General features: G+C 58.4%; 24 protein-coding genes, 1 tRNA gene and 1 pseudogene. 12 read left to right on the top strand and 14 right to left on the bottom strand.

All coding sequences use genetic code 11. From position 1 onward, the window contains the following. Positions 1-5: 5 nt before the first annotated feature. The 3 genes and pseudogenes from EXW71_RS29305 to EXW71_RS02060 all read right to left on the bottom strand — a co-directional run bounded on the left by EXW71_RS29305 (position 6) and on the right by EXW71_RS02060 (position 3,137). Positions 6-761, bottom strand: coding sequence for a methyl-accepting chemotaxis protein (locus tag EXW71_RS29305; protein ID WP_372241315.1), 756 nt, complete (start codon positions 759-761; stop codon positions 6-8). A gap of 105 nt (positions 762-866) precedes the next feature. Continuing rightward, a pseudogene (locus EXW71_RS29300) lies at positions 867-2,000 on the bottom strand (cache domain-containing protein); the annotation flags it as partial. A 141-nt stretch (positions 2,001-2,141) separates the two neighbouring features. Then, entirely contained in the window at positions 2,142-3,137 is a 996-nt protein-coding gene (locus tag EXW71_RS02060) for an aldo/keto reductase (RefSeq protein WP_134657381.1), read from the bottom strand. A 116-nt stretch (positions 3,138-3,253) separates the two neighbouring features. On the opposite strand from EXW71_RS02060, the gene EXW71_RS02055 reads away from it, so the two are divergent. Then, positions 3,254-4,165 carry a LysR family transcriptional regulator gene (locus tag EXW71_RS02055; protein WP_123718499.1) on the top strand — a complete coding sequence of 304 codons (912 nt, stop codon included), beginning with the start codon at positions 3,254-3,256 and terminating at the stop codon, positions 4,163-4,165. On the opposite strand, the gene EXW71_RS02050 is transcribed toward EXW71_RS02055, so the two are convergent. Further along, the gene (locus EXW71_RS02050; RefSeq protein WP_134657380.1) at positions 4,162-5,067 is read right to left on the bottom strand and encodes an AraC family transcriptional regulator; all 906 of its coding nucleotides are present in this window, start codon (positions 5,065-5,067) and stop codon (positions 4,162-4,164) included. The genes EXW71_RS02055 and EXW71_RS02050 overlap by 4 nt on opposite strands. Positions 5,068-5,169: 102 nt before the next feature. Between EXW71_RS02050 and EXW71_RS02045 the strand changes: the two genes are divergently transcribed. Genes EXW71_RS02045 through EXW71_RS02025 form a run of 5 tightly spaced genes read left to right on the top strand, consistent with a single transcriptional unit; the run spans position 5,170 to position 9,576 of the window. Next, positions 5,170-5,730, top strand: coding sequence for a carboxymuconolactone decarboxylase family protein (locus EXW71_RS02045; RefSeq protein ID WP_134657379.1), 561 nt, complete (start codon positions 5,170-5,172; stop codon positions 5,728-5,730). Between the two features lie 40 nt (positions 5,731-5,770). Further along, complete coding sequence (locus EXW71_RS02040) at positions 5,771-6,832, top strand: acyl-CoA dehydrogenase family protein (RefSeq protein WP_134657378.1); 1,062 nt, start codon at positions 5,771-5,773, stop codon at positions 6,830-6,832. After that, positions 6,829-7,632 (top strand): ABC transporter ATP-binding protein, encoded by an 804-nt coding sequence (locus EXW71_RS02035; RefSeq protein WP_134657377.1) that lies wholly within the window; start codon positions 6,829-6,831, stop codon positions 7,630-7,632. Before EXW71_RS02040 ends, EXW71_RS02035 begins: the two co-directional genes overlap by 4 nt. Then, entirely contained in the window at positions 7,619-8,818 is a 1,200-nt protein-coding gene (locus EXW71_RS02030; protein WP_134657376.1) for an ABC transporter substrate-binding protein, read from the top strand. The genes EXW71_RS02035 and EXW71_RS02030 overlap by 14 nt, the downstream gene beginning before the upstream one ends. Next, positions 8,815-9,576 carry an ABC transporter permease gene (locus EXW71_RS02025; protein WP_123718493.1) on the top strand — a complete coding sequence of 254 codons (762 nt, stop codon included), beginning with the start codon at positions 8,815-8,817 and terminating at the stop codon, positions 9,574-9,576. Before EXW71_RS02030 ends, EXW71_RS02025 begins: the two co-directional genes overlap by 4 nt. A gap of 47 nt (positions 9,577-9,623) precedes the next feature. Here EXW71_RS02025 and EXW71_RS02020 read toward each other — a convergent pair whose 3' ends face one another. Continuing rightward, a complete protein-coding gene (locus EXW71_RS02020) occupies positions 9,624-12,716 on the bottom strand; it encodes a membrane-targeted effector domain-containing toxin (protein WP_134657375.1) in 3,093 nt (1,030 codons plus the stop codon). 462 nt (positions 12,717-13,178) lie between these two features. On the opposite strand from EXW71_RS02020, the gene EXW71_RS02015 reads away from it, so the two are divergent. Next, a complete protein-coding gene (locus tag EXW71_RS02015; protein WP_123718492.1) occupies positions 13,179-13,373 on the top strand; it encodes a hypothetical protein in 195 nt (64 codons plus the stop codon). A 25-nt stretch (positions 13,374-13,398) separates the two neighbouring features. On the opposite strand, the gene EXW71_RS02010 is transcribed toward EXW71_RS02015, so the two are convergent. Further along, positions 13,399-13,779, bottom strand: a complete 381-nt coding sequence (locus EXW71_RS02010) for a fe2+ zn2+ uptake regulation protein (protein ID WP_134657374.1) — start codon at positions 13,777-13,779, stop codon at positions 13,399-13,401. Positions 13,780-14,036: 257 nt separating this feature from the next. Between EXW71_RS02010 and EXW71_RS02005 the strand changes: the two genes are divergently transcribed. Together EXW71_RS02005 and EXW71_RS02000 are read left to right on the top strand one after the other, a co-directional pair. After that, a complete protein-coding gene (locus EXW71_RS02005; RefSeq protein ID WP_134657373.1) occupies positions 14,037-16,316 on the top strand; it encodes an acylase in 2,280 nt (759 codons plus the stop codon). 212 nt (positions 16,317-16,528) lie between these two features. After that, positions 16,529-16,602 (top strand) — tRNA-Cys (locus EXW71_RS02000). 156 nt (positions 16,603-16,758) lie between these two features. Here EXW71_RS02000 and EXW71_RS01995 read toward each other — a convergent pair. The 3 genes from EXW71_RS01995 to EXW71_RS01985 are packed head-to-tail and all read right to left on the bottom strand — an operon-like array spanning position 16,759 to position 18,861. Next, positions 16,759-17,823 (bottom strand): tyrosine-type recombinase/integrase, encoded by a 1,065-nt coding sequence (locus EXW71_RS01995; RefSeq protein WP_134657372.1) that lies wholly within the window; start codon positions 17,821-17,823, stop codon positions 16,759-16,761. A gap of 3 nt (positions 17,824-17,826) precedes the next feature. After that, complete coding sequence (locus tag EXW71_RS01990; RefSeq protein ID WP_134657895.1) at positions 17,827-18,063, bottom strand: DUF4224 domain-containing protein; 237 nt, start codon at positions 18,061-18,063, stop codon at positions 17,827-17,829. Between the two features lie 33 nt (positions 18,064-18,096). Continuing rightward, positions 18,097-18,861 (bottom strand): DNA cytosine methyltransferase, encoded by a 765-nt coding sequence (locus tag EXW71_RS01985; protein WP_134657894.1) that lies wholly within the window; start codon positions 18,859-18,861, stop codon positions 18,097-18,099. A 74-nt stretch (positions 18,862-18,935) separates the two neighbouring features. Between EXW71_RS01985 and EXW71_RS28700 the strand changes: the two genes are divergently transcribed. Next, on the top strand, positions 18,936-19,544 hold the full coding sequence (locus EXW71_RS28700) for a hypothetical protein (RefSeq protein ID WP_167659624.1): 609 nt from the start codon (positions 18,936-18,938) through the stop codon (positions 19,542-19,544). Positions 19,545-19,759: 215 nt separating this feature from the next. Here the strand turns inward: EXW71_RS28700 and EXW71_RS01975 are convergent, their stop codons facing one another. The 4 genes from EXW71_RS01975 to EXW71_RS01955 all read right to left on the bottom strand — a co-directional run bounded on the left by EXW71_RS01975 (position 19,760) and on the right by EXW71_RS01955 (position 21,581). Continuing rightward, positions 19,760-20,167 carry a hypothetical protein gene (locus EXW71_RS01975; protein ID WP_134657370.1) on the bottom strand — a complete coding sequence of 136 codons (408 nt, stop codon included), beginning with the start codon at positions 20,165-20,167 and terminating at the stop codon, positions 19,760-19,762. Positions 20,168-20,214: 47 nt separating this feature from the next. Continuing rightward, the gene (locus tag EXW71_RS01970; RefSeq protein ID WP_134657369.1) at positions 20,215-20,541 is read right to left on the bottom strand and encodes a pyocin activator PrtN family protein; all 327 of its coding nucleotides are present in this window, start codon (positions 20,539-20,541) and stop codon (positions 20,215-20,217) included. A gap of 155 nt (positions 20,542-20,696) precedes the next feature. Continuing rightward, complete coding sequence (locus EXW71_RS01960; protein WP_134657367.1) at positions 20,697-20,981, bottom strand: phage antirepressor KilAC domain-containing protein; 285 nt, start codon at positions 20,979-20,981, stop codon at positions 20,697-20,699. A gap of 9 nt (positions 20,982-20,990) precedes the next feature. After that, the gene (locus tag EXW71_RS01955; protein ID WP_134657366.1) at positions 20,991-21,581 is read right to left on the bottom strand and encodes a hypothetical protein; all 591 of its coding nucleotides are present in this window, start codon (positions 21,579-21,581) and stop codon (positions 20,991-20,993) included. A gap of 375 nt (positions 21,582-21,956) precedes the next feature. Here EXW71_RS01955 and EXW71_RS01950 point away from each other — a divergent pair, with 375 nt between their 5' ends. Further along, the gene (locus EXW71_RS01950; protein ID WP_134657365.1) at positions 21,957-23,348 is read left to right on the top strand and encodes a P-loop NTPase fold protein; all 1,392 of its coding nucleotides are present in this window, start codon (positions 21,957-21,959) and stop codon (positions 23,346-23,348) included. 30 nt (positions 23,349-23,378) lie between these two features. Here EXW71_RS01950 and EXW71_RS01945 read toward each other — a convergent pair whose 3' ends face one another. Then, on the bottom strand, positions 23,379-24,104 hold the full coding sequence (locus EXW71_RS01945; RefSeq protein ID WP_134657364.1) for a LexA family transcriptional regulator: 726 nt from the start codon (positions 24,102-24,104) through the stop codon (positions 23,379-23,381). A 78-nt stretch (positions 24,105-24,182) separates the two neighbouring features. Between EXW71_RS01945 and EXW71_RS01940 the strand changes: the two genes are divergently transcribed. Beyond that, positions 24,183-24,443 carry a hypothetical protein gene (locus EXW71_RS01940; RefSeq protein WP_134657363.1) on the top strand — a complete coding sequence of 87 codons (261 nt, stop codon included), beginning with the start codon at positions 24,183-24,185 and terminating at the stop codon, positions 24,441-24,443. Positions 24,444-24,698: the final 255 nt, after the last annotated feature.

The raw sequence follows: 24,698 nt of genomic DNA, 5'->3' as shown, positions 1-24,698 counted from the left end.
ATTTTTCAACGCACCTTGAAGCGACTCATCAAGGCAATCACCTGGCCATTAGCGTCCAGCAGGCTCTGGGTATTACTTTGTGTGGCATGCCCGCTCTGCACCAGCTCTTCGACCATCTGTCGGATCTGCACCATGCTGCGGTTGATCTCCTCGCTTACCGCGCTCTGCTGCTCGGCGGCGGTGGCAATCTGGGTGCTGAGGTTGTTGATGTGGCTGACCGAACCGGCCATCTCATCCAGGCCCGTGTTGACTCGCGCCGTAGCGTCCGCTGCCGATTGGCAGCTGGCCTGGGTGTTTTCCATGGCGGCCACCGACGAACTCACACCACTGGTCAGGCGCGCCAGCATTTCGTTGATCTGCGAGGTGCTGGCCTGGGTACGGGCCGCCAGTGCGCGAACCTCATCGGCGACGACCGCAAACCCACGGCCTTGCTCTCCGGCACGTGCTGCTTCAATGGCGGCGTTGAGGGCCAGCAGGTTGGTCTGGCCGGCAATCGCGCCGATCACGCCGAGGGTTTCGGTGATGCGCGCAGCGTCCTGGCGCATGTTCTCCACCGTATGGGTGGCGCTGGCGACTTCGTCGATCAAGGCGCTGACGCTACTGGACGCTTCACCCACTACCACACGGGAGTGGTCGGCGTGCTCGTTGGCGCGCCGGGTGAACGAGGCGGTTTCAGCGGCGCTTTGCGCGACGGTGTCGGCGGTGGAACTCATTTCGGTGATGGCGGTGACGGTCTGATCGGTCTCGCTGGCATGCCGCATCAGGATCTGATTGGTGTGGGCCGAGGTTTGCTGCAACCGCTCGAGGCTCGACGACATGGCGCCGGTGGCCTGGGTCACTTCGCCGATCATGTTCTGCAGGTAGACGATAAAGCGGTTCACCGAATGGCCGATGGCGCCCAGTTCGTCTTCGGCGCGGATGGTGATACGCCGCGTCAGGTCGGCATCCCCGGCGGACAAGGCGTCGATGTTGGTTTTCAGCGTCTTCATGCGTTGCACCAGTTGACGAATGGCGTACACGGCCATCAGCACCAGCAGCAACACCATTGGAATCTGCAGCAGGGCCAGGCTGCTGAGCACGTCATCGCGCTGCGCTGTAATCAACGAAGTCGGCAGGGCGGTGGCGAGGAACCACGGCGTGCCCTCGATGGGGCGCAGGTAGAACGTGCTGGCCACGCCCTGATTGTCGAACTCACTGCGTTGCAGCGCCTGGTCGCGGTGGGCGAGGGCCTTGCTGACCTGGGCGGCGAACGCCGACGTACCAGCCAGTTCGCTGATGTTTTTCAACACCACCGGGCTGCTGATGCGTGAACTGTTGCTGATGATCTTGCCGTCACCTTCGACAATCAGCATCTGCCCGCCGATGTCTTTTTCCTTGTTGGCCACCAGGTCATTGAAGAAACCCAGCGTCACGTCAATGGTGGAGACGCCATAGGCGGCACCGTCACGCTGGATCGCCATGGCGCAGTTGGTGCGCGGTTCCTGGCTGGCGTCGTCCTTGTAGGCCGCTACCCAGGCGCACAGGCCACGGGGCGCGGCGAGGCCGCCTTTGTACCAGCTCTGGTCGTAATAGTTGGGCGCCGCATCACTGTTCCAGAAGGTGTTGACCGCCAGCTTGCCCGAGGCGTCGCGGTGCCAGAACGTGCTGTGTTTATTGCGCCCCGGGGTGCGCTGGTTGGGCAACGGCCAGATACCGCCGCCGAATACCTTCAACTCGCCGTATTGGTCCACCAGGCCAGGCAGCACCTTATCAATGGCGTCGCTGTCGAGCAGGGGAATGGTTTGGGTGATGCTGCGTTGCTGGGCTTGAACTTTGTTCAGCTCGCCCTGGATCTGTACGGCCACTTCATTGATGCGGTTGAGTACCACCTGTTCTTCGGTTTGACGCAGCTTGGGCGCGACCAACTGGCCGATACCCACGACCGTCAACACAAATAACACCAGGACGAACAGCACCAGGAACAGGGTATAGCGGGCTTGGATGGAGCGCAGTGGAGGCATGGGGTCGTCCTTACGAAGCGTTATTGTCGACGCGGCTTTATTGGAGCTTCGTAGGGCTATCGGCTTGGAATGACGGAGCTTTAGGTACGCCCGTGCAAGAAAGTGGGAGCGCCGGCGTGCGGCGCTCCCGAGTGAGGCGGGTCAGATATCGAGCATGGCCATGACGTCTTCGGGGTAACGCAGACCCGCGGTGGCATCGGCCGGGAAAATGGCATTCAACGCGTCACGCTCAGCCTGGCTTAGCACGATGGAAACCGCCGCCACATTCTCCTCCAGGTATTTGCGCTGCTTGGTGCCGGGAATCGGAATGATGAAATCACCCTGCGCCAACACCCACGCCAGCGCCAATTGCCCGGCCGTCACACCTTTGTCCGCCGCCAGCCTCTGTACCTGCTCGACCAGCAGCAGGTTTTTCGCAAAGTTTTCGTTCTGGAAACGGGGATTGGAACGACGGTAATCATCGGCGGCGAAGTCGTCAGGGCTTTTCAGGGCGCCGGTGAGGAACCCCCGACCGAGTGGGCTGTACGGCACAAAGGCAATGCCCAGTCGGCGGCAGGTGTCGAGGCAGCCGTTGTCTTCCTGGTCTCGGCTCCACAGTGAGTATTCGCTTTGCAGGGCGCTGATGGGGTGCACCTTATGGGCACGTTCCAGGGTGGCGGCACTGGCTTCGCTCAGGCCCAGGTAACGGACTTTGCCCTGTTTTACCAACTCGGACATGGCGCCGACGGTTTCTTCGATGGCCACGTCCGGGTCGATGCGGTGCTGGTAATACAGGTCCAGGGTTTCAATGCCCAGCCGCTTCAAGGTGCCGTCGATGGCGTTACGGATGTATTCGGGACGGCCATTCACGCCGCGCAGCGCAGGGTTGGCCGGGTCACGCACGATGCCGAATTTGCTGGCCAGGAACACCTGGTCGCGTTTGCCGGCAATGGCGTTGCCGATCAGTTGCTCGTTGGTGTGCGGGCCGTACATGTCGGCGGTATCGAGGAAATTGACGCCCAGCTCCAAGGCGCGATGCAGGGTGGCGATGGCTTCCCGGGTGTCGGTGCCGGTCGTGTAGAAATCAGTCATGCCCATGCAGCCGAGGCCGATGGCGCTGACAGTGGGGCCGTTTTTGCCGAGTTGACGAGTGTGCATGGGTTCAGCTCCTGGTTGGGGAAGGTCTCCATTGTTATCCTCGACAAAACCAAGATAAACCGGCTAAAAGCACTATCACTATTCGTTAAATCTAAATAATCAAAGAGGGGCGGGCATTGGATCGTTTCAATGCGATGCGCGTGTTTACACGGATTGTGGAACTGGGCGGGTTCGCCAAGGCGGCCGACAGCCTGCAACTGCCACGGGCCTCAGTGACCATCCTGATCAAACAGTTGGAAGCACACTTGGGCGTGCAGCTGTTGCAACGCACCACGCGCCAGGTCAGTCCGACCTTGGACGGTGCGGCGTATTACCAGCGCTGTGTGCAGTTGCTGGCAGACCTGGAAGAAACCGAGGCGGTGTTTTCCACCCGGCGCCAGAACCCTCGCGGCACCTTGAGCATCGATATGCCGTCGGGTATCGGGCGTTGCATCGTGATTCCTGCGTTGCCGGGCTTTACCTCACGTTACCCGCAGATCGAACTGGAGATCGGCCTCAACGACCGCCCGGTGGACCTGATCCGCGAGGGCGTGGATTGCGTGCTGCGCGGCGGCGCGGCCCTGGATGAGTCGCTGGTGGCGCGGCCTTTGGCGATGCTTGATCAGTTGACCTTGGCCAGCCCGGATTACCTTGAACGCAGGGGCGTCCCGCAATGCATTGATGACTTGGCCGATCATCAGATGGTCGAGTACGTCTCCAGCAGCAGCGGTAAACGCTTTGGCCTGGAATTCCAGATCGGCGACGAACTGCGCCCGATCAACCTGGCCAAGACCGTTGCAGTCAACAGCGCCGACGGTTATTTCGCCGCCTGCGAGGCAGGTTACGGGCTGATCCAGGCGCCGTATTATCATGCGATACGTTCACTGGCGCAGGGCTCGCTGGTAGAAGTGCTGCCGCAGTTGGCCGTGCCGCCGATGGCCTTGACGGCGTTGTACCCGCCGCACCGCCAGTTGTCGCTGCGGGTGCGGGTGTTTGTCGACTGGCTGGTTGAACTGTGCGCTCGCCCGGGTAATGGGTTGCGGCGCTAGGCTTGAGCCCGGCGATAGGCGCCTGGCTGCTGGCCGGTGACTTTATGGAAGGCCCGGGTAAACGCGGCGACCGACTGATACCCCACCGCGAGCGACACGTCGGCCACCGTCTGGTCCTGCTTGAACAACTGGCAGGCATGGCGCATGCGCATCATCAGCAGCACGTGCCCCGGCGATTGCCCGCACAACTCGTTGAAACGCTTGAAGAACGCCGAGCGCGACAGCCCGGTGCAGGCGGCCATGCTTTCCAGGGTCCAGGGATCTGCCGGTCGGGCGATCAACTGTTCCAGCAACTCGGCAAACGCCGGCTGCCGCCCCAGCGCAGCCAGGCCGCCGAGACCGGTATTGTCGATGACTTGCTGACGCAGCACGTACAGGAACAACAGGTGGCACAGACGTTCGAGCAAGGCGCCAGAGGGGGCCGGGGTGCGCTGGCATTCTTGCAGGATCAGCTCGAACAGATTGCGCGCGGCAGTCAGCGACGGGTCACCGGCGCGCAGGATGATCCAGGCGGGCAGGGAGTCGACAATCATGGCCGACAAGCCGGATTGGAAATGGAAGAAACCGCACACCAGCCCCACACCGTCGTTGGCCGTGCTGTCCAGCGGCAGCATCGGCCGACGTGGGCAGTCCCGCGCGCCGGCGGCCGTGGCTTCACCCGAGAGCCGATAGGCCAGGTCACGCAAGAGAAACACCGCGTCGCCATTATTCAGGTGTTGGGGCGTGGGGTCGTCTTCGATGTGCAGCCAGCACTCACCCTGCACAATCAAATGGAAACTTGCGCTGGCCAGCCCGTGTGTACTCGCATGCCAGTCACCGCAATAGCGACCGACATGGAACAGGCTGGTATCGAGTTCGAGGCTGTCTAATAACCAATCGACAAGTGCACTGGACGAATTCATCTAAGGTAAAGACTCTAGAGCAAGTAATCGCTACTTTAGCCTATTGAGCCGATTTTTTATAACCAACAGACTGGTCACATGAACCCATCAGGAGACCACTCCATGTCCCGTGTACCCTTGTTGACCCCCGACACCGCGCCGGAAGCCGCCAGGCCTTTCCTCGAAAACGCACAGAAAGCCTCGGGTTTCATCCCTAATCTGCTCGCGGTATTGGCCAATGCGCCCGCTGCTCTGGAAACCTACATCACGGTGTCCGGCCTCAACGCCAAGGCTGAACTGAGCCTGGCCGACCGGGAAGTGGTGCAACTGATTGCGGCCACCACCCACGGGTGCGATTTTTGCGTCGCAGGCCATACCGCCGTGGCGCGCAACAAGGCCAAGCTACCTGAAGAGGTGATCGACGCATTGCGCCGGCGCGGTGAGCTGCCCAACGCTCGCTATGAGACACTCGCCGCGTTTACCCGCGAAGTGATCGACCGCCGTGGGGATGTCAGCGATGCCGGTTTTGAGGCGTTCCTCGCTGCGGGTTATACGCAAGGCCAGGCGCTGGAGGTTATTTTGGGGGTCAGCCTGGCCACCCTGTGCAATTTCGCCAACGTGTTTGCCCGGACTCCGCTGAACCCCGAGCTGGCGCAGTACCGCTGGGAACAACCGGCAAGCTGAATTTGGCGATGGCCCACCTGCTGTAAAAGGAGAGACATACATGCTTGACCCAATCTTGAGCCGTTGGCTCGATGTTCAAGCGCAGGCCCTGGATGTGGGCAGTTGCGATCCACAGGAAGTGCTGCCGCGGCTGGCACAGGCCGATGTGTTACGTATCGGTGTGCCGAAGCACCTCGGCGGCCTGGGCGGCGATGTGGCCGGCGCGGTGGAAATGATCGCCAATATCGCCAGCCATTCCCTGGCGGCGGCGTTTGTCTGCTGGGGCCAGCGTTCCTTTATCGAATACTTGCTGCAGAGCCCGAATGAACGGCTGCGTGAGCAACTGATGCCGGACCTGCTCAGCGGCAAGCTGGCCGGGGCCACCGGGTTGTCGAATGCGATGAAGTTTCTGTCGGGCATCGAGGCGCTGCAGATCAGCGCCGAACCGACCGATGACGGCTGGACCCTCAACGGCCGCCTGCATTGGGTGACCAACCTGCGCAAGAACGGCTTTGTCGCAGCGGCGGCCATCGAGCACGCCCAGGGTGGTACGCCGTTTATCCTGGCGATCCCTGATTCCGTGCACGGTTTGCAGCGGTCCCGGGACCTGGATCTGCTGGGCCTGCAATCGAGCAACACGGCTGCCCTGGGCCTGGAAGGCGTAGTGCTGAGTCGTGATTGGTTGCTGCATGAGGACGCGCGCAAGTTCCTGCCGGCGGTACGCCCGGCGTTCCTGGGGCTGCAATGCGGCATGTCCATCGGCCTGGCCCGTCGCTCGCTGGCAGAGGTAGCCCACCACTTGGGCGCCAGCCGCACCGTATTGCGCGACGAGTTGGAAGCACTGCGGGTGACCCTGGATCATCTGGTCACCGAACTCAAGAATGGCTTGCTCGCCGGGCGTTTTGCCGCAGAGCCGGTGCCGCTGTTCAAGCTGCGCATCGCCCTCGCCGAAACCGCCGCCAGTGCCGTGCAGCTTGAGTTACAGGCAAGCGGCGGCAAGGCTTACCTCACCGCTCACGGCAGTGGGTTCGCCCGGCGCTGGCGAGAGTCGGCCTTTGTGCCGATCGTGACCCCAAGCCTGGTGCAACTGCGCACCGAGCTGCACCGTCAGGCCAACCTGTGAGCCAGGCGGTACTCAGCGCCCGGGGCATTTGCCTGGGGTACGCCGGTGGCCCGGTGCTGCAAGGTTTTGACCTGCAATTGCAACCCGGCGAAGTGGTCTCGATCCTTGGCCCCAGCGGTGTCGGCAAGTCCAGCCTGCTGCGGGTACTCGCCGGTTTGCAGACGCCCCAGGGCGGCAGTGTCAACGTGCTGGGCGAGCCGTTGAACGGTCCGCACCCGCGGGTGGCGGTGGCCTTTCAAGACCCCAGCTTGTTGCCATGGCTGAACCTGGAGAAGAACGTCGCCTTTGGTCTGGATTTTGACCGTCAGCCACGGTTGAGCCAGGAACAGCGCCGCCAGCGGGTGGACCATGCCGTTGCCGCCGTCGGCCTGCAGCACGCGCGCCAGCAGTTTCCGGCACAGCTGTCCGGCGGCATGGCGCAGCGGACGGCACTGGCCCGCTGCCTGGCGCGCCAACCGCAAGTCTTGCTGCTGGATGAGCCGTTCGGTGCCCTGGACGAAGTGACCCGCGCCGATATGCAGCACCTGTTGCTCAAGGTCAACCGCGAGCAAGGGTCGGCGGCGGTATTGATCACTCACGATATCGACGAAGCGCTGCTGCTGTCCGACCGCATCCTGCTACTGGGTAACCGCCCGGCGCGGACGCTGGGTGAATGGCACATCGACCTGCCGCAACCTCGGGAAGAGCAGGTGGAGGCCATCGGTGCGTTGCGTATCGACATTCTGAAAACCCTACGGCAGGCGAGCCGCCCTCAACCCAACCCCCTTGAACCTCTGGAGCTGAACCATGTGTCTGGATGACCTGACCCACTCGCGCCGTGACTTTCTCAAACTGTCGGCGGTGCTCAGTGCCGCCGGCGCCTTGCCACTGCTGAGCAGCCTGCAAGCCCGCGCCGCCAGCGAGCCGGACGCACCGGTGCGCATCGGCTACCTGCCGATCACCGACGCGACGCCGCTGTTGGTCGCGCATAACAATGGCCTGTTCGAAGCCGAAGGCATCAAGGCCGAGCGCCCCGTACTGCTGCGCAGTTGGGCGCAGGTGATCGAGGCGTTCATTTCCGGGCAGGTCAACGTGATTCACCTGTTGTCGCCGATGACCGTATGGGCGCGCTACGGCAGTAAAGTGCCGGCCAAGGTGGTGGCCTGGAACCACGTGGGTGGCTCCGGGCTGACCGTGGCCCCCGGTATTACCGACGTGATGCAATTGGGCGGCAAGTCGGTCGCGATTCCATTCTGGTACTCGATCCATAACGTGGTGGTGCAACAGTTGTTCCGCGACAACAGCCTGACCCCCGTGGCTCGCGCGGCGGGCAGTGCAATCGCCGCCAACGAGGTCAACCTGATCGTCCTGCCGCCTTCCGACATGCCTCCGGCCCTGGCCAGCAAGCGTATCGATGGTTACATCGTGGCCGAACCGTTCAATGCCCTGGCGGAAACCCTCAAGGTAGGCCGCGTGCAGCGCTTTACCGGGGATGTGTGGCGTAACCACGCGTGCTGCGTGGTGTTCATGCACGAGCATGATCTGGCCAACCGTCCGGAGTGGTCGCAGAAGGTGGTGAACGCCATCGTCAAGGCCCAGGTGTGGACCCGTGACAATCGTGAAGAGGCGGTGAAGTTGCTGTCCAAGGACGGTCCGAACCGTTACACGCCCCACGCCGAACCGGTCCTGAGCAAAGTCCTGGCACCGCAGGCCGCCGACCGAGCCGCCTACGTGGCCGACGGTGCGATCCGGCACGCCAACTGGGACGAGCACCGTATCGACTTTCAGCCTTACCCGTTCCCCAGCTACACCGAGGAGCTGGTGCGCCGCCTGAAGGACACCCTGATCGAAGGCGACAAGACATTCCTCGCCGACCTCGACCCGGCGTTCGTCGCCAAGGACCTGGTGGACGACCGCTTCGTGCGCAACGCCATCGAGGCTGTCGGCGGCATGAAGACGTTCGGTTTGCCGGATGGTTTTGAACGGCACGAGGAGATCGGCGTTTGAACAACCGCAGAATCCCGGGCTGGTTGCTCGGGTTGAGTGGCTTGGCAGGTTTGCTGGTGCTGTGGTGGCTGGGCGTCAAGGTGTTTGGCGAGGCCGACGGGTTGTCGGCGCGCTTTTCCCTGGCGGCTACCTTCAACAGCCTGTGGGAGTTGCTGGGGCGTGGTGATTTGTACCTGCACATTGCGGTGAGCCTCAAGCGTATCTTCGTGGGTTTGTTCCTGGCGTTGTTGGTGGGGGTACCGCTGGGCTTGCTGGTGGGCAGTTCGCGTAACCTGGAGGCCGCGACGACGCCGGCGTTTCAGTTTCTGCGGATGATCTCACCGCTGTCCTGGATGCCCATCGTGGTGATGCTGATGGGCGTCGGGGACCAGCCGATCTACTTCTTGCTGGCCTTCGCCGCCGTGTGGCCGATCATGCTCAATACCGCTGCCGGCGTGCGGCAGTTGGACCCGCGCTGGTTGCAGTTGAGCAAGAGTTTGAGCGCCACGCGCTGGGAGACGTTGCGCCGGGTGATCATCCCCGGGGTGGTGGGGCATGTGTTGACTGGCGTGCGCCTGGCCATCGGGATCTTGTGGATCGTGCTGGTGCCCTGCGAAATGCTCGGGGTCAGTGCCGGGTTGGGGTACTACATCCTCGACACCCGCGATCGGCTGGCGTATTCGGAGTTGATGGCGATGGTGGTGCTGATCGGGCTATTGGGCTTTGCGCTGGATGCGTTTGCACGGTGGCTGCATCAGCGCTGGGTGCATGCGCGCTGATGCCGTAGGAACCGAAGGCCCGGGAGGCTCTTGGGCCTGGGGTTGAACTAGGGTTTTATGTAGATCTGGAAGTCGCCTGGAATGTCTCCGGCTTTCAAGGGCTTCTTGGGATCGGGCAACTGCCGGGTGTCTTTGCGGCCGATGGATTTTGCGACGCCCGGGTTGTCAAACACCCCGATGCCGATGGCGCCCGTCAACTCGGCCAGGCCCGGAACGCCCTCGGCGGTGTTCATATGGGAGGCACCCACCAGCGCGATCCATTTTTCCGTGCCCGAGTTTGCCTGGATCACCTCCGAGGCGTGGTAGTTGAATTCCTGGAGGCGTTGCACCGAGCCAAAACCCGCCTTCGTCGGGCCATACAACGCCTTTACGTCCTTGTGTCGGGTCAGGTAATAGTGGTCGAGAGGCAGCACCTCAATGCCTTTGCTTTCGAACAGCTTTTTCAGCGCCTCGAATGTCGGGCCTGTGCGGGGCCGGTTTTTCCCGAGCATCCCGATACCGTCGTCCACCAGGCCGTAGGGCGGCAAATCGATCAGGCCTTCGAAATACACCTTTTTGACGTTTTGGCTGACGAGCGTATCAACCTGCTGCGCGAGCAATCTGAAACTGGCCATCTGATCGTGCTTCTCTCCAAACACGATCCCATCTGCGGCTTGCAGAGACCGGGAAATCAGCTCGGGTATTTCGACATCTCCCGTGAGGGGCGGCATCGTCGGGCGTGGTACCGGATTACGCGCTATCTCGTCATAAAATTCGAACATGTCATCCACGAATTTTTTAATGGTTTCATCCTTTCCATCACCGCGAATGAAATGCCCGGCCTCAAGTTTTCCTTTCGTGGCTTCCGGGTAGCTGCCTTCGGGCAACTCCTTGCGGGTGATCCTTGGGCGTGGGCGCAGACCATTCTGATGGTAGGGATGCACCCGATGGGTGCCTGGCGTGTGGGTGTTGGGGCTCGGCGCCAGCGTCTGCAAGGCCGAGAAGTCCTCGAGGGGAGAGCCGTAGGGCTGCATCCTGTGTGCATCGAAGGCATACCATTTACCGTTGAACAACACGGCGCTGCCTTCGACGGTGTGCCCGCCCGCTTTAAACGTGCCGTTTGCCGCTGAATCAAAGTAATCGCCGGCTTCCATCAAATCCAACGGCATGGCAGTGCCGCGCAGTTTCTTAATGCCCTGCACCGCGCTGCTCATCCCGCAGGTGAGCAGTTTTCCAGCACCCACCCAGAGGTCGCCGGTACCGCTCAACGGGTTGAGTTCACCCAAGGTCGCAGCGCCGAAGATTTTTCCGACCTTGAGCAGTTGGTTGGCGGCCGCGCCGGTATTCTTCAACGCCTTGATCGTTTTGGCGCCGGCCCCGAGCCCCGCCGTGATGAGCGCAAAAATATCCAGCGTGAGGTCGAGGGCACCTGCACCGTAGTCGCCGTCACGGAAGTTGACGATGGCTGACCTGAGCGGGATAAGGTCAAGCAGAAAATCGGTGAGCGCTGCTTGCTGCCCCCGTTCTTTGTCATAAGAGGTGATGCCCCGGGCCTGCTGCTCAAGACCGAGCGCTTCGACGTAGACGTTGGCGATGTGTCGGGTGCGTTCGCTTGCGAAGCTTTTGGGGACATTGGCGCTTATCCGTGCCTCCTGAAGCGCCATCGTATGCTTGTCCTGCGGCTGGACCCGTTCGGTCTTATAGAGGGTGTTGCTGATTCTGGTGCTGTCGAGGTCTTTGAGATTGGGCCGCTTTGACAGCAAGCCCTTTTCCGGATCCAGCGCATAAAGATGGTTTTGTTTGTTACGCGTGACTTTTATCAGCAGGCGGTTTTTTTGAGCCGTCAGTTCGGGCGCATCGAGAAGCCCCAGGCCGATTTTGTAAGTGCCTTCCTTGTAAAACTCGATCTCTCCCTGCTCAAGGTTTTCCCGGTCCTCCAGCGGCAGGTTGGCGATCAGGTAGCTGACCAGCGTCTGGTGCATTTGCTTATGCGAGTCCAGGGCTGATTTGAAGTCATCCACTGTGTTTACGTCTGCGCTCTGGCTGAACGTATTGAAGCGCTTGAGTGGAACGTCTTTGTCAAAGGTTTGCCAGGCTTCGCCATGGGGCAGTGTGTGGCCCTCCATGGTGATGTCGAGCATTGAACGTGCACCTGGGTTGAACTCGCGGTCCTTGATCGACAGCACCCGTTTCTCAAAGACGTCGTCCGCCACCTGCGGAAATTGCGCCTTGAGCGTGGCCAGGGCCATGGCCTTGCGGCTGGGCAGTGCGTCACCCAGACGGCTGGAGGCAGTTCTCAGCGCACGCTGTTGATCGTTGAAGGCCGTTTGCGCACGGGCTATTTCTTCGCTGTCGTAGCGGTCGTCGTTTCGCTTTGGCAGGTGACCATTGCACACCGCCCAGTCGATCAGCACGGTCAGTAGCGTCGCTTCGTCGGGCGCAGTCTCCGACGATTCGGCGTCAATCATGACCTGTGCGTAGGTTTTGTTGCGGACCGTGCCGGGGGCTTGAGCTTCCTGTGTGGCCACGTTGATGCAAAAGTTTGCCCAGGCCTGGCTGCCGTAGACCACCTGAGGGGGGATGTCCTTGACCAGGAACTGCGGCGCCTTGGTTGCCAGTAACACGCGGGCCGCCAACGCGCCCCGGCCTTTTGCCGTCCTGGCTTGCTGCTCCAGATAGATGGACAGTTGATCGACCACTTCCGCTGCGGATTTGCCCCAGTGACGCTCGCTCGCAAGGTCGAAATTGGCCACTTTGTTTCGATGGGGCGCGCTGATCGATTCGGGATCAAGGCCAATATGGATGGCCGCCAACACGTAGTCGGCCACACTGGTATCGGTCGCAATGCCCTCAACCCGTGCCTGTATGGCAGTGCCTAATACCTCTGCCTGGGGTGCCTTGAGCAGTGTTTCCAACGCCTTGTCCGGATCGGCTGATTCGACTGCGGATAACGGCTGTACGTTCATCAGGTAATCCAGCGCCCCGGCACGCCCCAGCCGCGTGAAGCCAGGCAGGTTGTGGGTGTTGTCGGCCACCAGGGTTTCAATGGCGCGTTGCTGTTCGATACTCGGCGGAACCGGCCAGGACAGGGCGCCGCCGAGGTTGCCCAGTGGCTGTATGTCGCGCCGACCCGCGAGGGAGGTGAGGCGGCTATCGATCATTGGGCGTTCAAGTGGCTCTGGACTGGAAATAACCGTCAGCGCAGGGGGAGGGGGTGTCTGGCCTGTGACGGATTGCATGGACGGCAATGCCGGCGGGGAGAGCGACGAAGGGCGTGTGAGCATCAGCGTTAGCACCTGTTTTCGTACCGGAAAGATGCGCCTTGCACAGCTCTGTTCCTGTGGTCGGGCACTCTTTTGAGGTGTTGAAAACAGGTGCGCGGGTTCCAGCTTGCGGCGGGTGAGAGTGTAAGAGCCGATCTCACGGCGGGTCAGCGATGCACAGACTCTGTGCCACCGCGATCCAAGGGCTTACAGGTTCAATCCGGGCTGACGGGAGCCAAACGTTTACATCGCCTGTAACATAGGGCCTCGCCGACCTTCCCATTCACTCCCGTCAGCGGGGTGTGCCTGGCGTGCTCGGCGGTACAACGTGGATACATTCTCAAGGTTCAGGAACCCGTCATGACCCAGAAGCAACGTTTGAAATATTCCATTCTGATTTCCCTGATCGTACTGGCGACGATGTTTGGCTTGTCTCACCTGCAGAACACCGGGGTTATCAGCGAGAAAACCTTCCAGTACATCGCCATCGCCGTGGCAGTGATTGTGGTGATCATCAACGGCATCATGCGCCGCAAGGTCAAGCCTAATTTCTGATCTGGCCTGATCCGGGACGCGCGACTCAAGTGCGGCCGTCGAGCACTTTGGCAGCCTCTTCATGGAGGCTGTAGCTTTTATCGGCATTGAGGGTGATCACGCCCTCGCTGCACAGGCGCTTGAGCACCTCACGCACGCTGAGAAACGACAACGGAATGCCCAGCTCGAGCAAATGGCTGTGCACGCCACGTACCCCCAGGGTGCGCTGGTTGTCTGCAGCCGTGAGCAGGGCGTCGATGACTTTCAATCGGATCAGGCTGGTGCGCAGGCCGAAGCACTTGAGCAAATGGCGAATACGCTGGTTGCCTTGCTGTTCGGGTGATTTGCCAAGCGCTTGGGTGCCTGCGCCGAAATTGGCGTCGGCAGCCATTGAGTGTCCGTCCGTGGGCCGTAGCGAGTTGTACATGCAAAAACTCCTTATCAGAGCCTGATCAGGAAAAATGATGGCGCTCTTAGTCAATAAGACGAACGAGCGAGGTAAATCATGAAGCGGCAGATGTAGAAAATTTGTCGGTATCACGTTTGTCACAGGTCAAGCGCCGCGGATAACCCGCGCCCTGGCTAAATTGTCCGCGGTGGTATGCGTCTTACGGTGGGGCCTTCGGCCTTGCGGTCGTGAATGAGCCCGCGTGTGAAGTTGTTCAATTTGACTGTGGAGCTTGCGTGATTATTTCCAACGGGTGGGCCAGGGTGTGCCTGGCAGGGGCATTGCTGGGGTTGAGTCTGGCCGCATCGGCGCGGGAGCCGGTGGCGCAGGCCTCGGCGGACATCCGCCGTACCACATACGGCGTGCCGCACATTCGCGCCAATGACGAACGTGGCCTGGGCTATGGCATCGGGTATGCCTACGCCCAGGACAACCTGTGTTTATTGGCCAATGAAGTGGTCACCGTAAACGGCGAGCGCGCCAGGTTCTTCGGCCCGGAGCAGGCGACGCTGGAAGAGCGCAACAACCTTGCCAGCGATATGTTTTTTACCTGGCTCAACACACCTGAGGCGGTTGGCGCTTTCTGGAAGGCACAAAGCCCGCAAATGCAGCAACGCATGCAAGGTTATGTGGCGGGCTACAACCGCTACCTGAAAGAGCAGGGCGCACCGGCCCAGTGTCAGGCCGCCTGGGTTCGACCGCTGGTGGTGGATGACCTGGTCAAGCTGACACGCCGGCTGCTGGTGGAAGGTGGTGTCGGCCAATTCGCCGAAGCGCTGGTTGGCGCCGCGCCACCTCAAGCCACGGCTCGCGTGCAACCGGACACAAACGCCTTTGAACTGGCCGCTACCCGTCAGCAGCGCTTCAACCTGGAGCGGGGCAGCAATGCGGTGGCTGTTGGTCGTGACCGTTCGTTCAATGGCCGTGGAATGCTGCTGGCCAACCCTCATTTCCCTTGGGTGGGCGGCATGCGCTTTTATGAGATGCACCTGACCATCCCAGGCCAGCTGGACGTGATGGGCGTGGCACTGCCAGGCTTGCCGGTGATCAATATCGGCTTCAACCAGCACGTGGCCTGGACGCATACGGTCGACACCTCCAAGCACTTCACCCTGTATCGCCTGACGCTCGATCCGAAGGATTCCACACGCTACCTGCTCGACGGCAAATCCATCCCCTTGGATAAAACGACGCTGACGGTGCAGGTCAAACAGCCCGACGGCACCCTCAAGGCGCAGACGCATACGGTCTACAGCTCGCAGTTCGGCCCCGTGGTGCAATGGCCCGGCAAGCTGGACTGGGACAACCACTACGCCTTCAGTCTGCGCGATGCCAACCTGGGCAATGAGCGTGTGTTGCAGCAGTGGTACGCGATGAACCGTGCCGCCAGCCTCAAGGAACTGCAGACCTCCGTGCAGACCCTGCAAGGTATTCCGTGGGTCAACACCCTGGCCGCCGACGACCAGGGCCAAAGCCTGTATATGAACCTGTCGGTGGTGCCCAACGTCAGCGCCGCCAAACTCAAACAGTGCAGCGACCCGCGGGCCGGCCTGCAAATGATCATGCTCGACGGCGCACACAGCGCCTGCGCCTGGGACGTCGACCCGCGCGCGGCGCAGCCCGGCATCTTCCCGGCCGAGCAACTGCCGCAACTGCAACGTAGCGACTACGTGCAGCATTCCAACGATTCGGCGTGGCTGGTCAATCCCAAGGCGCCGTTGACGGGGTTCTCGCCGGTGATCAGCCAGGACAACATCGGCCTCGGTCCACGTGCCCGTTTCGCCTTGCAGCGCCTGCAGGCCCTGGAGAAACAGCCGATCAGCGTGACCGACCTGCAAAACATGGTCATGGACAACGAGGTGTACCTCGCCAGCCAAGTGATGCCCGACCTGCTCGAATTCTGTGCCAAGCACCTCGGCGCCGACGCTGCCGCCTTGCAGCCACTGTGCACCAGCCTGCAAAGCTGGGACCAGCGCGCCAATCTCGACAGCGGCCTGGGCCTGGTGCACTTCATCAACCTGGTGGAGCACGTGCAGCAAATCCCGGACGCCTGGCGCGTCGCCTTCGACCCGGCCCAGCCGCTGACCACGCCACGCGGCCTGGCCATCGACCGCGCGCCGGTGGCCAAGGCGTTGCGCGAAGCCATGCTTGCATCGACACAAGACGTGAGCAAACTCGGGTTAAGCCGCTGGAGCGACATCCAGGTGTCCGGCCAGATCCCGATGCACGGCGGCCCACAACAACTGGGCATCTACAACGCCATGCAAAGCGTGCCGCGTGCCGACGGCAAACGCGAAGTCATCAGCGGCACCAGCTACCTGCAAATCGTCACCTTCGACGATAAAGGCCCCCAGGCCCTGGGCTTGCTGGCGTTCTCCGAATCCAGCGACCCTGCGTCACCACACGCCAAGGACCAGACCCAAGCCTTCTCCGATAAAAAACTGCGCCCACTGCCGTTTACCGACGCCCAGATCAAGGCCGACCCGCAGTACCGCGAGCAACGCATCAAGGAGTAAGCCAGACCCGCAACCCCTTGATGCCAATGCGAAATATTTTTGAAATCAAGGGGTTGCAGGCAAAAGCAAATGAGTACATAATGGCGCCCATCGAACGCAACGAAGTATTAAAAACTTCAATGTATTCAATGAGTTAGAGTAGAGGCAGGCTGTTATAGCCCTCTCAAGTTTTTATGCGATGAATGTCAGTAGTTAGGGCATTGATTGTTTGAGGCCGAGTAGCAAAATGGTTATGCAGCGGATTGCAAATCCGCCTACGCCGGTTCGATTCCGACCTCGGCCTCCACTCTTAAAGCCCCGTAGATCAATGATCTACGGGGTTTTTTATTGCCTATGATTTGAGGGGTGTTCCGCAACTTATGGGATGTGTTCCGCAACCCTACGCGTTTTTGATCGCAATGAGGGGGGCGGAACAGCGCCGGGTGAGGGCGTGATTGGCCTGTTACTTCGTGGGGTTAACGATCTCACCGACGCGCCGATAGACCTTCTTCGTCATCTCCTCAGTGGAGTGGCCGAGCAGCCGACTTGCATGCGCAAGGTCTATCTCGCTGGCGGCTTTGGGGCGGATGTCCTTGAACTGGAACTGACGGATTAGTACAGCCAAGGCGAGATCGCCGTCGGCACCGGCCTTGATGGCCGCTTTCTCCCGTGCTTCATCCCAGCGGTTGCGTAGCATCTGCTGGCTCATCCGAAGGCCGGACGCGTTCGTGATAAGCGTTGAGGTCTTAATCCCGTTTAACGATCTGCGTTCGAGCAGGTTGTCTAGGAATAGACTAAGCGCTGATTGTTCGCCAGCATCGTCCAGGCGAATACGCAGAAGCTTGCCGCCCTTGCCTTGGCGTACCCCTACGAAGCCGTTGGCCAGATCGGTAGTTGCCACCTTCAGCACATCGGCAGGGCGCTGGCCGGTCAGGTAGGCAAGGTCCATGGCATCCTTTAGTTCCTGCACTGCCTCTCCATATACCGCATTCCAAACCACTTCGCCGGCATAGTAGTCCCGTGGTTTTTCCTTGTTTCGGCGTACGCCGAAGCAAGGGTTGGCATTGTTGGTCAGTCCCCACTCGCGCGCGATAGTGAACATGTGTGACAGCAGTGCGATCTCTCGGTTGGCCCTGACCTTGGCGGTTCTGGCATCTCGATACTGAGCAACCACTTGGGGGGTAATTGAGTCGAGCGGCGCGTCTTCAAATGCCTTCCGCAGCTGTTTCAGTTCCTTACGGTTATCCGACTGTGTACGAATTGATTTGGTTGGGATGATCTTCTTCTCGTACTTGTCGAACAGCGCACCCAGCAGATGATTGGGCTTTAGTGGTTCGCGGCGTTCCAGCCTAGCCCACTCGACCTTCGCCGCGTCCAGATCACTGCCCAGCGGTATTTCTTTTCGGTTGCCGTCGGCATCCCTGCCGTTGTAGTAGTAGGCCTGCCAAGTTTTACCGCTTTTTCGTTTGCGAGTGCGCCTGATCATCCGGGGGGGAAGGTCCCGGTTTTCTGTATTTTTATGGCGCATCGGTTAGCTCACACTGGCCAAATTTAGTGTCCAAATTTCAGCCACCGCGTTGGCGGGCGACGGCTTTACTCCAGCCAGTTTCATCCTTGCATATACGCGGCCGACGATTGGGCGCCTGGCTCCAGTTAGTACAAATTCCCAGTGATTTTGAGTCAGCCACTGAATCTGCTTCGACGGGATCTGATAACCGGTGATCTGCGCGAGCTCATCGTCGGCAAGAGTTTCGCTTGAGAGTGACATCGCGCTATTCGAGTTGATTGTCATGCTGCCGCCTCACTTGAGAAGGTCATAAAATGCAGTTGCTGCCACTGCCGGAACTTGGCCGTTTCCAAGGGCTTTAAGTCTGTCCATCCTATGGGCCACCCCATCAGCCACTCGACCCATTCCGGGTTCAGGTGCCCACCATCGTGCGCCATGACGGCATGATCCAGTCGGTCGTTCGACCGATTCGCTCCAGACTTTCGAGTGAGTGCATTTACCGAGGATCCTTTGGCCATACTTGCGACAGGCGTCGGCCACGTCCTCCTCGTTCGCTCGCTCTTTTTTGTCGAACGCGACAAGCCAAACTCTATATCGTTGGTGGGGGGCGCCGAGATCAGCTGCTCCCAACACACACCAGCGCGTGTCATACCCCATTTCGGTAAGCTCACTGACGACCAGTGCAAGTCCTCGTCCCACAAGCATCGGTGAGTTCTCCAGCGCGACGATCCCAGGTCGTACCTCACCGATAATTCTTGCCATTTGTGACCAGAGGGCGGAGCGGGGGCCCGAAATACCGATGCCGTTACCTGCGACGGAGATGTCTTGACAGGGGAAACCTCCCGATACCACGTCAACAAGGCCTCTCCACGGTCTTCCGTCAAAACTGCAAACGTCAGACCAAATCGGGAAAGCTGGGAGGGCTCCATCGTTTTGTCGTTGCGCCAAAACTTGTGCAGCGTAGGCATCACGCTCAACGGCGCAGATAGTGCGCCATCCCAGCAGGTGGCTGCCGAGTATCCCGCCACCAGCGCCTGCGAAAAGAGCCAGCTCATTCACATGGCCTCCTTTGTAGACGAGAAGCGTGGAAATAGGCATGCTCGATCTCTTTTGATGGCAGGAGGCCATGCAATATGAGTAGGCTTACTGTTTCGGCGAAGATGGGGCTGGCCAGCGTCTGGGTGGCATGGGGTTTTCTTACTGTGGGCGTTTTGGGTTGGAGTTTGTTCGTGGTGTTGAAGTATTTCGGCATCCAGGATGATGCTCCGGGCTGGGTGCAAGCTATAGGGTCTATAGGTGCTATTTTGGCTGCTGGCGCTGTCCCTGCTTGGCAGCGACGAATTGAAGCTAAGCGCAAAGATGCGGACCAGCTGCAGCAACAAATTGCTGATTGCTTTCAACTGAGACGCCTCATTCAAGAAATGAAACATTTGCTCAATAAAGGAGTTGACTCTGAGAACGTGTTTGGCTCGAAAGCTCCTCTTGTAGAGATCGGAGTGAGGGACATTCTTCAGCGTCTCAGTTCTTTGGAAATGGGACGCTCTGATAAAGTTTTGTTGAAGAGCACCTATGATGTTCGTCTTATAGCTCTCGATTTCTTGGGGATGATTAGTCCGCGCGATATGTGTGGCTTGGACCTTCGCTTTGATTTTGAATGTCAGCTGGAAGCCATCCATGAAGTACTTCATCCTTACATCCTTAGTTTGGAGAAAGCCTTCATGGAGATAGATGTCAATCGTTAAAGCTTGCGCATACTCCAATATAGGCTGCGCCAGCCGGCGTTCCTGAGCGTTTAGCGCTGCATCAGCGAGCGCTGTCCCGCGCAGTTTTTCGTGGGCTATAAGTGCCTCGGCAGTTGCGTTAAAAGAGGTGCTATCGCCTGCTGCTTTTAGTTTGCCGACAGCCGCTGGAGTGAGGAGCAAAGCGGGTAGGGCTCTAATGTTGTCCTGGTGGTTCTTCATCCCGCTTTCCTCCGGCGTTCAATAGCGAGTCGGTCCATAAGCGCAGCCATGCTCTGTGCCTTGTCACGTAAGGCAAGTGTTTGCGTTGCCTGGCTCTCGGATCTCACTGCTCGAAAAGTGTCTGCAGCAAGCTTGAGCTTTTCGGCGATAGCCAGCAGAGTGAGTCGATCTTGTGGTTGAAGATCCAAGATAAGTTGCAGGCGCCGGCATCGTTCGGTGACTTGCTCAAGTTCGGTAGCGCCTGCTGACTCGCCTTGGTCCACCCCTTCCATAAAGCCCTGAGCGTGGCCATCCTCATAGCCCTCAGCTCGACCATCCGTTAAACCGCCCTTGTAGCCGACCCAGTAGAGGATCCCAAGCGCGATAACGATGCTGATCAGTGCGTATATTTGAATTGCAGTCATGTGGTGTGCTCCTGGTGTTGTTGGCTGGTGGTGGCAGCCGTTGGGGGTTACTGGCCTTGCTCGGTCAATTCGGTTTCTGGACGCGGCATGTCTTCATCTGCTCGGTAAGCGCGGATGTCGATTAGGGCGGCTACGTGTTTGATGTGGGCGTACCTCAATGCCTTGGCGCTGTGGTCCAGAGTGGTCACCGGCAGCTGAATACGGCCGCTGTTGATCGCCTCTGTGAATGTCTTTTCATTGAGGTTCTTGAAGTAGTGCACGCGCAGCTTCTCCAGAGGGATAAGCACGTCGCCGAAGAGTTGATGCAGCATCTCGACGGTCGCGCTATCCGGTGCGGGTTGCAGCCGCAGTGGTGTTTGACTGGTATTGCTCATGGGGCGCGGCCTCCTTACGGTTGAGTCGTGATGGATGGCTCCAGGCATTCATGCAATGGCGCTTAGTCAGCTCCCGCAGATGCTCCGGCACTTCGAGGAGCGCGGAGTTGCGCTCCTCGCGTGTGCGCATGGCGACGATTTGACGGGCGTACTCCCTAGGCCGCGTCACGGGTGTCTGCCGGGATGGCTTGCAGTTCGAGACCCAATTGCTCGGCCAGCCAGGGCATACCGGCTTGTCGAACCTTGGTCGATTGGCTGTACTGCATGCCGGCGGTCTCGTGGTACCAGTTGCCGTTCTTGATCCGCAGGTACTCACGGTCACGGACGGGGAAGGCCGGCAAGTTGCGGTCGTTGAGCAAGCCCTTTTCACACATGAGTGCGATCAGCTTTGGGCGGGTGAGGCCGAAGTACCTGGCGGCTTTTTCTAGGCTACGTTCCATCACGGCCCCCTAGGCTGCATGCGCGGCAGGTGTAGCTGCGGCGGCCAAGTGGTTGATGGATTCGACGACCATGCCGTACAGCTCGACGTCTGTCCCATATATCGTGAAGCACTTGGTGCGCGGCGACTTCACACCGATGCCCATGATGGTGGTAATGCCGGAGCGGGTTTTGTTGCGGTGAACAGCTAGGTAAATGGGCTGCTCGAAGCCCAGGTCGAGACTGATCGCGCCGCCGGTGCGTACCAGCTCGAACACTTGTTGCTTGTGTTCAACATCAAACGTGCCGTAGCGACGGTTTGCGTGGAGAGCTGGTAGTGATTCGGGCGCTGTGCTGGGGTCGACCGGGCCGTTGGCAATTTCTTCAATGAAGTCGGCCAGTTTGAGGTGCATTTTTTTGCTGTTGGTCAGGGTCAGCGTGTGGCGTTCGGTGCCCAGCTCAACGGTGAAGTGCGTGTCTGTTTTGCTGCGTTCGACTTTCAAGCGGAATGCCAGCACATCGCGACATGGTGTGGTGCGCAACGTGTGGTTGAAAGTCTCGCTGAGATTTACCTGGGCGTGGAGCAGGGCAAGGGTACGGTTGTCGAGTTTGAACTTGCTCATGCTGCGTGCCCTCCGCCATTAGGATCGAAGGGTGAGGGCGCGGTGCGCTGTTTCGCCTTGGGTTTGGACACGATGAAGGTGCAGCCGCAATCTTGCGCCAGGCGGCGAATTTCGAAGATGCGGAGGGGATTAGCAGCGGCCGGGTGGACGTGCAAAGTGGCTGTGGTGTGCATGGTGTTGCCTCGCTCTGTGGTGGAAGAGTGAAGCGAATATCAACTATTGGTTGCGATATGTCAACCATTGGTTGATGTGTGGCGTTTGGCTATCCTTGTATAGCCCTTTCTGCTACTGAGTGATATGGTCGAAAATTGATTGCTCATTTGCCGGATTAATTCTAGCCGACTGTAAAATCGAGATATTAGAGGGATTTAATAATTGAAACTTAAAAATGCTATTTTGGACATTCCGCAAGATAATATCTTCCAGAATGACAAGTTGAATCGACGTGATAGTGTTGTAAATCTCACTCGGCTACTGGAAAATGTTTCATCGCCTATTGTGCTCTCTGTGAATGCCCCATGGGGGGCAGGTAAAACAACTTATCTAAAAATGCTTCATGCAAATTTAAATGCTTCAAGCTGCAAGTCAGTTTACTTTAGCGCATGGGAAACTGACTTTGCTGTGGATCCTTTGTTGGCATTTCTTGGTGAGATGAACTCGGGGCTGTCAGGTTTTTTAAAGGGTGATTCTAAAAAGAGTAAAGCCTGGGCCAAGGCAAAGGAGGCGGGTGCTCATATTCTGAGAAGAGGAATCCCTGTTGGGGTAAAAATCGCGACTGCTGGGTTGTTAGATGCCGATAAGCTTCTAGAGGATGAGGCCGCAAAGTTTACGGAGGCTCTTTCAAAAGATGTTATAGGGGCTTACTCAAATAACAAGAAGGCTATTGCCGAATTCAAAAAGAATGTTGCTGAGGTTTTAAAAGGTGGTGATGGGGAAGCAGAGAAACTTTATGTGTTTGTAGATGAGCTTGATCGGTGTAGGCCAACTTATGCAATCGAGTTGTTAGAGCGAATTAAGCATTTATTGGATATTGAGGGGTTGGTGTTTGTTTTGGCGCTCGATAAAGTCCAGCTAGCCCATAGTGTCAGAGCTGTTTACGGCGCTGAATTTGATGCTTTGGGGTATCTAAAACGCTTTATTGATGTTGAGTTTACTTTACCTTCTGTAGGTGTGAATTTTTTCATTAAGCATTTATTCGCTCATCTTGAACTGGATAATTATTTTGCAACGAGAAATACTGGTGATACTGTCTACGATAAAGAGCATTTGCTGAATACTTTGAATATGGTGGGGCGGCAGATGTCGCTCAGGGGTGTTGAACAGTTGCTTTCCAAGATTAAATTGATTTCGTTGACTGTGCCAAGTAATCAATATTTTTATCCTGAGTTTGTGGTTTTCTTGCTATATGTTAAAGATAATTACTCGACTGTTTACGCTAACTTCTCTAAGTTGGGAGTTGGTGGTGATGAGATTTTAGCCGTCTTAGAGGTTGTGCTTTCTGGCGAGGACGATCAAGCTATTTGGACGAGGCAATACGTAGAGGCGCTGATTATTTCAGGAAAATCGCGTTCTGCTAAGGCTTGGGCTGATAGTAAAATTGCTAACCTCAAAGAGGTAGCAGGTCATATGGAAGTTCCAGATATAAAGGTGAGGCACGCCACTAGAGTCTTAGAGTTGGTTCAGCATCATGGTAGGTATGGTAATAGTGTTTCACTGGAGAATATTTTGAATCGTATAGACATGCTCTCTAACTTTGTATTTGACTGATCAATTTTGCGGGATAGCTTGCCTACTTGATCATTCAGGGATGAATGAACCTACAACCTTTCCACAGATGTGCGTTTCCTCCGTAATATCAATGACTGGATATTGCGGATTTATAGGCCTTAAATATTGGCGCCCAGCATCCTCAACGAGTATTTTGAATGTGGCTTCGTTGGTGCGTGGAACCCTCGCAATAACGCGGTCACCTGTCTTGGCTTCTGCTTCGGGGTCTACAAATATTATGCATCCGGTAGGGTAGCTGCGGCCTGGTCCAGGATTTGTCATTGAATCCCCTAATACTTTCAGTGCATAGCCGCTTCGACTGATAGGCACAGGACAGGATAGCCATGACTCACCGTCGTGCTGATCAAAATTTGCTTCACACCATGCCCCTGCTTGAACCCATGAGATCAACGGCACTTTTCCAAAGCGCCGCGTCACCTCGCTGACGTTACCCTCGTTCCTCATGCCAAACTGGTGGACGTTACTGTCTCCCGTTTGCTCTTTGGGCAGTACGCCATATTCGAGCCACTCCCTCCGCACCTTTAGCCACGAACACAGTACAACCATGCTGTCAGCCTCAGCTATGGCATCGCCATTTAGCCACTTGCTGACCGCCTGAGTGCTTTTGGTCACGCCGGCGGCTTTCAGATGATTATGAATATCCACACCACGGCCCCGGGTGCGTACACCGGCATCGTCGAGTGCTTCGTGAAGGCGCGCCGAAAAAGCTGCCCGTAACTCGTTCTTATCAACCATGAGTTGATACTCTCACAGGGCTTGCGCAATAGTCAGTTGATGTTAATATCAACCGCGAGTTGATAAATGGAGGCTGCCATGTTGGACCCCGCAGATTTTCCGAACGCCATCGCGTTTGCATTTGAAGCAGTAGGCGGCATTGGTGCCGCCGCCAAGGTGTGTGAAAGGAGCTATCAGGCGCTCAATAAATGGCGCTTGGCTGCCAGTCTTCCCCGTACCGATTACACCGGTGAAACCCAATACGCCGCGCTTTTGGCGACCGCTGCAAAGCAGAAGGGCAACGCGTTTGATGCTGCTTGGTTGCTCACCGCGTCGGCCCCGCAGAAAGCTGCAGCATAGATAGAAAAAAGGCGACCCAAGGGCCGCCCAGTTCCTCCCGGCACACACCACCACAGTGCTGTCGGGTCGTGACGAAGGTAGGAGGGCACACCACATGCAAACCACCTCCCTTTATCGCGCTGCCAAGACACGGATGTCTTGGGTTGCTGCCTTTTCCACCACAGATTAGGCAGCTGTTGCGCCAGAGGTGAGCAACGGATTGTTCGCCTCGGCACGGTGCCGGTGTCGATCCCTAAGATCTGGCCGGCGTTTGGG

This window comes from Pseudomonas sp. BCA17 (genome assembly GCF_004519405.1).
Classification (GTDB): Bacteria; Pseudomonadota; Gammaproteobacteria; order Pseudomonadales; family Pseudomonadaceae; genus Aquipseudomonas.
This window is presented reverse-complemented; position numbering and strand designations above follow the sequence as displayed.

Bases quoted from the DNA above. Each gene is read 5' to 3' on its own strand.
- EXW71_RS02045 (WP_134657379.1), top strand. From the start codon at position 5,170: ATGTCCCGTGTACCCTTGTTGACCCCCGACACCGCGCCGGAAGCCGCC.
- EXW71_RS01945 (WP_134657364.1), bottom strand. From the start codon at position 24,104: ATGGTTGATAAGAACGAGTTACGGGCAGCTTTTTCGGCGCGCCTTCAC.
- EXW71_RS02050 (WP_134657380.1), bottom strand. From the start codon at position 5,067: ATGAATTCGTCCAGTGCACTTGTCGATTGGTTATTAGACAGCCTCGAA.
- EXW71_RS02015 (WP_123718492.1), top strand. From the start codon at position 13,179: ATGACCCAGAAGCAACGTTTGAAATATTCCATTCTGATTTCCCTGATC.
- EXW71_RS01970 (WP_134657369.1), bottom strand. From the start codon at position 20,541: ATGAGCAATACCAGTCAAACACCACTGCGGCTGCAACCCGCACCGGAT.
- EXW71_RS02060 (WP_134657381.1), bottom strand. From the start codon at position 3,137: ATGCACACTCGTCAACTCGGCAAAAACGGCCCCACTGTCAGCGCCATC.
- EXW71_RS02020 (WP_134657375.1), bottom strand. From the start codon at position 12,716: ATGATCGATAGCCGCCTCACCTCCCTCGCGGGTCGGCGCGACATACAG.
- EXW71_RS01940 (WP_134657363.1), top strand. From the start codon at position 24,183: ATGTTGGACCCCGCAGATTTTCCGAACGCCATCGCGTTTGCATTTGAA.
- EXW71_RS02010 (WP_134657374.1), bottom strand. From the start codon at position 13,779: ATGTACAACTCGCTACGGCCCACGGACGGACACTCAATGGCTGCCGAC.
- EXW71_RS01990 (WP_134657895.1), bottom strand. From the start codon at position 18,063: ATGTCACTCTCAAGCGAAACTCTTGCCGACGATGAGCTCGCGCAGATC.
- EXW71_RS02030 (WP_134657376.1), top strand. From the start codon at position 7,619: ATGTGTCTGGATGACCTGACCCACTCGCGCCGTGACTTTCTCAAACTG.
- EXW71_RS02040 (WP_134657378.1), top strand. From the start codon at position 5,771: ATGCTTGACCCAATCTTGAGCCGTTGGCTCGATGTTCAAGCGCAGGCC.
- EXW71_RS01960 (WP_134657367.1), bottom strand. From the start codon at position 20,981: ATGGAACGTAGCCTAGAAAAAGCCGCCAGGTACTTCGGCCTCACCCGC.
- EXW71_RS01975 (WP_134657370.1), bottom strand. From the start codon at position 20,167: ATGACTGCAATTCAAATATACGCACTGATCAGCATCGTTATCGCGCTT.
- EXW71_RS29305 (WP_372241315.1), bottom strand. From the start codon at position 761: ATGCGGCATGCCAGCGAGACCGATCAGACCGTCACCGCCATCACCGAA.
- EXW71_RS01955 (WP_134657366.1), bottom strand. From the start codon at position 21,581: ATGAGCAAGTTCAAACTCGACAACCGTACCCTTGCCCTGCTCCACGCC.
- EXW71_RS01995 (WP_134657372.1), bottom strand. From the start codon at position 17,823: ATGCGCCATAAAAATACAGAAAACCGGGACCTTCCCCCCCGGATGATC.
- EXW71_RS28700 (WP_167659624.1), top strand. From the start codon at position 18,936: ATGAGTAGGCTTACTGTTTCGGCGAAGATGGGGCTGGCCAGCGTCTGG.